Annotated in this window: 7 protein-coding genes; all 7 read right to left on the reverse strand. The window is 65.6% G+C overall.

The window, feature by feature from the left end:
- Positions 1-1,032 (reverse strand): efflux RND transporter permease subunit (locus EOA24_RS21930; protein ID WP_133374568.1); only part of this gene is annotated, 1,032 nt, incomplete at its 3' end.
- Between the two features lie 113 nt (positions 1,033-1,145).
- Positions 1,146-2,714: an FAD-dependent monooxygenase gene (locus EOA24_RS21935; protein WP_189343162.1), complete on the reverse strand. Its 1,569-nt coding sequence runs from the start codon at positions 2,712-2,714 to the stop codon at positions 1,146-1,148.
- A gap of 2 nt (positions 2,715-2,716) precedes the next feature.
- A complete protein-coding gene (locus EOA24_RS21940) occupies positions 2,717-3,856 on the reverse strand; it encodes an efflux RND transporter periplasmic adaptor subunit (protein ID WP_126083184.1) in 1,140 nt (379 codons plus the stop codon).
- A gap of 218 nt (positions 3,857-4,074) precedes the next feature.
- Positions 4,075-5,010 (reverse strand): phosphatidate cytidylyltransferase, encoded by a 936-nt coding sequence (locus EOA24_RS21945; protein ID WP_126083183.1) that lies wholly within the window; start codon positions 5,008-5,010, stop codon positions 4,075-4,077.
- Positions 5,010-5,669: a lysophospholipid acyltransferase family protein gene (locus tag EOA24_RS21950; protein ID WP_126083182.1), complete on the reverse strand. Its 660-nt coding sequence runs from the start codon at positions 5,667-5,669 to the stop codon at positions 5,010-5,012. Before EOA24_RS21950 ends, EOA24_RS21945 begins: the two co-directional genes overlap by 1 nt.
- Positions 5,666-6,109: a hypothetical protein gene (locus tag EOA24_RS21955; protein WP_126083181.1), complete on the reverse strand. Its 444-nt coding sequence runs from the start codon at positions 6,107-6,109 to the stop codon at positions 5,666-5,668. The genes EOA24_RS21950 and EOA24_RS21955 overlap by 4 nt, the downstream gene beginning before the upstream one ends.
- On the reverse strand, positions 6,106-7,168 hold a 1,063-nt coding region (locus EOA24_RS21960; RefSeq protein ID WP_127410057.1), incomplete at its 5' end, for a dual specificity protein phosphatase family protein. The genes EOA24_RS21960 and EOA24_RS21955, both read right to left, overlap by 4 nt.

Here is a 7,168-nt window from a genome sequence, read left to right on the forward strand (position 1 = left end):
CGCTTCGCCGAGGCTCTTGGTGAACTCGCCGACGGATTCTTCGACCACGTGCGACTGGTCGGCGACCATGCCAAGCTCGGCGCCAAGCGGCAGCTCGGCCTCCATCTCGTGCATCTTCTCCTTGACGTTTTCGCCCAGCGCCAGCGCGTCGCCGCCGGCCGTCATCGACACAGCGATACCGACGGCGGGCTTGCCGTTGAAGCGGAACATCGGCTGCGGCGGGTCGGAATAGGCGCGCTTGACCTCGGCGACGTCACCCAGCCGGAAGTAATGGCCGTTGGCGTAGAAGTTGATCGCCTTTAGGCTCTCTTCCGAGGTGAAGGCGCCGGATACGCGGATGGCAATGCGCTCTGGGCCGGCATCGACCGTGCCGCTCGGCGTCAGCGCGTTCTGCGCTTGCAGCGCCTGCGTCAGCGTGCCGACGTCGAGACCGAGCGCCGCCACCTTCTGCGTCGAGAATTCGAGATAGATCTTCTCATCCTGCTGGCCGATCAGGTCGACCTTGGCGACGTCCTTCACGGTGAGCAGCCCGGCACGCAGGCTGGTCGCCATGTCCTTCAGCTCGCGATGGCTGAGACTGTCGGAGGTGAGCGCGTAGATCAGCGAATAGGTGTCCCCGAACTCGTCGTTGAAGAACGGGCCCTGCACGCCGGATGGCAGCGTCGGCTTGATGTCGTTGAGCTTCTTGCGCACCTGGTACCAGAGCGGCTGCACCTGGTCGCCGGCGACGGTATCCTTCAGGTTGACGAAGACGACGGATTCGCCGGGCTTGGTGTAGCTCTTGACGTAGTCGAGATCGGGCAGCTCCTCGAGCTTCTTCTCGACGCGGTCGGTGATCTGCTCGACTGTGTCGCTGGTGCTGGCGCCCGGCCACATCGTCTTCACCACCATGGTCTTGATGGTGAAGGGCGGGTCCTCCTCGCGGCCGAGACCGCGATAGGCGTAGAGGCCGGCAAGGGCTGCCGCGATCATCAGGTAGACGATGAAGCTGCGGTGGCGCAGCGCCCATTCGGAAAGATTGAAGCTGCTCATGACAAAATCCCTCTCTCAGCGCGCGCGAAGGCGCGTTCCGCCGGCTTCTGCCGGCTGGCGAAAACAAGTGAAGACTGGGTTTCGGTCAGCGCCCGCTATTTGGCGGGCACTGTTCAGGCCAGGCTGTGCATGGTGCCCGGCACACGGTAGGGCGCACGCTCCGCTGTCCTCGGCTTGATGGCGAGACCGGTGAGATAGCGCTGGAAGCCGGCGGCCTCCTGCACCGGCGATGCAAGTGCAACATGCCCGTCCGGCCTCACCAGATAGGCGGCGTCGCGCTGCAGGCCGGCTTTCGCCGCTGCTTCAGACCAGGCGAAGGCGTGCACCGGAACGCCGGTCGATGCCAGCATGGCCCGGAACTCGGCATTGGCCTCGCCATAGACATGCACCTGCCAGTCGAGCGAGCGCAGCGGCTCGAAATTGTCGCTACCTGGCATCGGCACATAGGGCAGGCGGTCGCCGCCGCTGATCTTGCCAGCTGTGCCCGAACTGATCGGGCCGGCGCGGTACTGGATCGCCGCCTGCGAGATGACGCCGAAGAAGGCGCGCGAACCATATGACGTCTGCAGCGCGATGTTCAGGATCTTCGGCATCAGATAGCGCCGGAACAGGCCGACGAGCCGCGAGCGGCTGGTGGCGATGCGGAAGGCCTGGTCCGTGCTCTCGATCAGCCTGTGGGCGAAGGCGATACGCTCCGGCTCGTAGCTGTCGAGCAGGCGCCGATCGGCTCGGCCCTGCACCACGGCGGCGAGCTTCCAGGCAAGGTTCACCGCGTCACCCATGCCGGTGTTCATGCCCTGGCCGCCGGCCGGACTATGGATGTGGCCGGCATCGCCGCAGAGGAACACCCGGCCAACGCGAAAATTCTCGGCGACGCGGTGATGGACCCGGTAGGTCGAGAACCAGTTGACCTCGTCGACGGTCACGCCAGTGTCGCGCTCGACGTCGGCGCGGATCGCCTCGAAGCTGATCGTCTCGTCCGCCTCATGCGCCTTCGGCACGATACCGATCAGCCGGATCGAGCCCGACTGCCTCACCGGCATGACGATGGCGAAACCGTAAGTGCTGATGGTCGTGTCCATGCCATTGCGCGTGATGTCGCCCCGGCCTTTCACGTCGGCGACATAGAAGGACTGTTCATAGGCGCCGCCGGGGAAGCGAATATTGAGCCCATGCCGCACGGCGCTGTGGGCGCCGTCGCAACCGGCGAGGTAGTCGGCGACGACGGTCTCCGTCTGGCCTTCTTTGCTCAGCGTCGCGATGACCGCATGGCCCTTGTCCTGGAACGCGACCAGCTCGGTGCCGCGTTCGACCTCGACGCCGGCGCGCTCCAGATGCGTGATCAGCACGCGTTCGTGGATGTCCTGCGGCAGCGCGAAGGCGAAGGAATAAGGGCTGATGCCGCGGCCGAAATCGGCCAGCGGCAGCCTTGCAGCGACGCCGGCCGGCGTGTGCACAGTGAGCTGCTCGATCTTCAGGCCGGCTTCGAGCACGTCATCGACGATGCCGATCTGGCGGTGGAACTCCAGCGTGCGCGCCTGGACGGCGAGCGCCCGCGAGGTCTCCCCCGGAGTGGTGGCCTTGTCGAAGACGCGCACGGGAACGCCAAGCCTGGTGAGCCAGAGCGCCAGCGTGAGGCCGGTCGGGCCGGCGCCGGCGATAAGGACCTTCGTCTTGGACATGGTCATTTTCCTTCTCCCTCAACGATACGGACTTTTTCGTGTTCCCGCAGCCGGTTTACGCCGGCTGTGACGACCAGATCGCCCTTGGCGAGCCCCTCGCTGACCACCACCCGATCGGTCTCGTAGCGGGCGACCGTGACGGGTTTGAGCTCGACAGCCGACGAGGCTGACACCACCCAGACGGCGGGCTGGCCACCCTTGTCGAAGAGCGCGCTGCCGGGCAGCTGCACGACTGGCGCACCCGCAATCTCGACGCGGCCGGCGACACTTGCGCCGAAGCGCATCTCATCCGGCGCGTTCTCGAGCGACACCTTCACCTGGAAGGTGCGGGTGGCAGCGTCGGCCATCGGCGCGATTTCGCGAACCGTGCCGGTCGTCGAGATTGCAGGATTGCTGAGCAGCGAGACGGTGACTGCGGGAATCTCTCGGCCGCCCCTTTCGCTGGCAAAGGCGGCTTCCGCGATCGAGAACACCGCGTCGCGGTTGCTCGGATCAGCAAGGCGTACCACCATCTGCCCGACATTGACCGACTGCCCGGCTTCTGCGCCGGTGGCGGTGACGATGCCATCGAACTCCGCACGCAGCTCGGTATAGCTGAGCTGGTCCTTGGCCATCGCGAAGGCGATGTTCGCTGATTTCAGCTTGGCCTCGGCCGAGCGCAGATTCTTCAGCGTCGCGTCGTGATTGGCGCGTGTCGTGAAACCCTTGGCGAGCAGGGCGCTGATGCGCGCTTCGGCAGCGCTGGCTTCGACCAGCACGGCCTGGGCCGCTGCGACATCGGCCTCGGCACTGGCCAGCCGATTGCGATAATCCTGGTCGTCGATGCGGGCGAGAATCTCGCCCTTCTTCACCGTCGCGCCAACCTCGGCGCTACGCTGGATGAGCTTGCCGGAAATGCGAAAACCGAGATCACTCTCCAGCCGCGGCTTGATCTCGCCGACGGCGACCCGGTTATCCACGGCGGGTGCCGGCGAGACCGAAACTGCCTTGACCAGCTTGGTCTCGGGCGTGGCAGGTGCGACGTTCGAAGCTTCGCTTGTGGCACCGTGCCAGACTGTTGCGGCCCCGCAGGCGAGGGCGACTATCGAGCCAGCGACGAGGCGGCGCCTGAGCGACTTGTTGTGATGCAATGCGGCAATCATGTTGTCTCCATGCCCAGATTTGTGGCCGCGCTTGGGAGGACGCGGCAGGCTGAAAATCTTGCTGGCTGCGAGGCAAACCGGTGTTTCGGCTGACTTGTGCCGGCCAGAACGTATTGCAATTTCGGCGGCGCGAAATCCCGAACGGTTTCTGAAAATTTTCCGATGTTTGGGTGAGATGGCCTTTTTTGCGTCGCCGCCGTCACATGCTGAACGGGCGCTCACACCGTCCAGAAATAGCGCACGATGTGGAAGAAGATCGGCGCGGCGAAGACCAGGCTGTCGGTGCGGTCGAGCATGCCGCCATGGCCCTCGATCAGATGGCCCCAATCCTTGACGCCCTGGTCGCGCTTGATGGCCGAGGCGACGAGGCCGCCGAGAAATCCCATCGTGCAGGCGACGAAGGCAACGGCCGAGGCCTGCAGCGGCGAGAAGGGCGTGATGAAGGCGAGCAGCGCGCCAAGCAGGCTCGACGCGACCAGCCCGCCGATCAGCCCCTCCCAGGTTTTCGACGGCGACACGTTCGGCGAGAAGCGGTGTTTTCCGAACAGCTTGCCGAAGATGTACTGCAGCACATCGCTGCCTTGCACGACGATAATCAGGAAGGCGATGAGCAGAAGGTTGCGGTCTTCGAAACCAGGCACGTTGAGCGTCAGCAAAGCTGGCACGTGGCTGACGCAATAGACCGAGATCATGATCGCCCATTGCTGCGCCGAGACACGCTCCAGAAAACGTTCGGTGTCGCCATGCAGCGCCGTGATCGCCGGCATCAGCAGGAAGCAGTAGACCGGGATGAAGATGACGAAGAGGCCGTACCAGGCAGTCCACACCAGCCAATACTGGAAGGGGATGACGATGCCGAACATGCCGAGCAATACCCAGTGGTCGCTGCGGCGGCTGTGCGTCAGCGTTACGAATTCGCGCAACGCCGCGAACGAGATCAGCGCGAACAGGATGGTCATGCCGTAACGGCCGAAGAAAAAGGCGACCGTCATCAGCGCCACCATCACCCACCAGGCATTGATGCGCTGGGTGAGATTGACGAGCGTCGCGCTCAGCGGCTTCGGCGCGCGCATCGAAAGGATACCGGCGGTGACGCTGGCGGTGCTCAGCACCACGAAAAGGCCGATGATGAGAATGCTGATTTCGTGGCGCATCAATCGTCTCGGTCGGGGCGCGGATTGAGCGCCAGAAGCTCGGCGCGGGCGCGCTGGAGGAAGGCGCGCCGCTCTTCGCCCGGCCCCACAACGACGGGCGCGCCGAAGACGACGCGGCAAAGCAGCGGCACAGGCAGGAACTGGCCCTTGGGCAGCACGCGCGACATGTTCTCGATCCAGCAGGGGATCAGCTCGACGTCGGGCCGCGCCATCGACAGATTGTAGAGGCCGGAACGAAAAGGCAGCAGCTCGTCGCTGGTGTTGCGGGTACCTTCGGGGAAGATGATCAGCGAATGACCCTGGTCGAGCACGGAGAGCATGATCGAGATCGGGTGCTCCGCTTCGCTCGTCCAGGTCCGACTGATCAGCACGGAAGACAACATGTCCTGCGCGATAAAGCGGCGAAGCCGCGACTTGCCCCAATATTCGGCCGCGGCGATGGCGTGCGTCTTGGCACGCTCCGTCTCGCTGAGGCAGGCCGAGAGCAGGATGAAATCGCCGTGGCTGGTGTGGTTGGCGAAATAGATGCGCTGCCGGTCGGATGGCTCGCTGCCGCTCCAGATCGGCCGCACGCCGGTGACCGCCCATGCCATCGCCGACAGGCCGACCGAGGTTACGGTCTGCAACAGCGTGTAGGTGCGCAGCGAAAGCTTGCTCATCTCGGCATCCAGAATCCGGCGGTGAGGAACGCGACGACGAAGACCGCGAAGGCTATCCGCTGCCGGGCCAGCAGGCGGCGTGTTCCGGCGATGCGATCGTCGAGCGGGCGTGGCGTGGCCGGGGCGGGCTTCAACCGCATGCGCGCCAGCATGTCGTCGACCGCGGCGCCTCCTGATATCTCGTCGCCATGCGTCGCCATCAGCCGGAACAGCAGAGCATCGAAGACGAGAAGCGCCGAGAACCCGAGCACCACCACCGCGCTCGCCGCCGCAACGAGCAACGCCAGCACCGCAAGCGGCGCTTGGAACGCGCCGCGCGTCGAGGCGACCAGCGGCGCGATGCTGTCGCCGGCGATCACGATCGCGGCCGGCCATGCCGCCTGCTTGACCAGCATGGCGGCGAAGGCGGCCGTCTTGCGCTGATAGGCGTCGTCGCTCATGCCGGCTCGTCCAGTCCGAGCTGAAGATGCACCGGCCGGCCGGAAGCGGCGAGCTGCTTGCGCGCCTGCGCCGGAGTGTGCGAGCGGCCGCTGGCAACCAGCCAGCGGGCGACGACTGTGGCGCTGCGCTGAAAACCGAGCGCGCAGCAGACCAGCACAGTGCCCTGCCGGCGCGCCGGCTCGATTGCCGCCACCGCCTCGTCGAGCGTCTCCGCGGGCGGCGGCAGAAGATCGAGCATGGGAAAGCCGATCCAGCGGCCCGGCGCGTCACGCGGCCGCTCCAGCTCGGCGGCAAGATCGATGACCGTGCCGAAGGCGTGTGCTTCGGCAGCGTCGGGAAATCGCCCGAGAAAGACACCGTCGATGACGGCAACCACCGGCGGTAGCCTGCGCGTCCAGGCCCAGACATTGACCCTGGCGCCCAGCCGGTATGGCCAGAGCAGGATGCGGCTTGCCAGCGACACGCGGCCGTCCGCTGTCTTCTGGAATACTTTTGGCCCGGCTCCGGCATAGCCGAAAGCGACGATGGCCAGCGCAAGTGCCGGCCACAAAAGGATAAGCGCGAGCGCCGAGAAGAAGGCGCCGATGGCTGCACCGGCGAGCGCCAGGGCGGCGCCCAGCGCGTAGCAGAGCGAAAGCCGCCGCGCCTTGCCGTCTGCAGTCAGACGGAAGCCGGCGAAGGGCAGCTCGCCCCGGGCCGGAAACAGCCACAGCGCGAAGAAGCCGAGTAGCGCGCCGGTCGGGATATCGATGAAATGGTGCTGCCAGGTTGTCAGCACCGAGGCGCCGATCAGGAAGCACCAAACGTGCCAGAGCGTGAGCAGGAGGCCCGAAAGGCGCTGGCGCCAATGATCCCAGATGATCGCCAGCAATGCGATATGCAGGGACGGCGCCTGGTTGAACGGCTTGTCGAAGCCGCCGAGCACGGCAAACATGAAGCCGGGCAGGCCGGTCGTCGCCGGCCGCACAAAGGTGGCGGTCAGCGGAAACAGGATGAAGCAGGAGACGGCGACGACCGGCCTGCCCGGCTTCATGTTTGCCGTGCTCGGCGGCTTCGAC

This window comes from Mesorhizobium sp. M2A.F.Ca.ET.039.01.1.1 (genome assembly GCF_003998035.1).
Classification (GTDB): Bacteria; Pseudomonadota; Alphaproteobacteria; order Rhizobiales; family Rhizobiaceae; genus Mesorhizobium.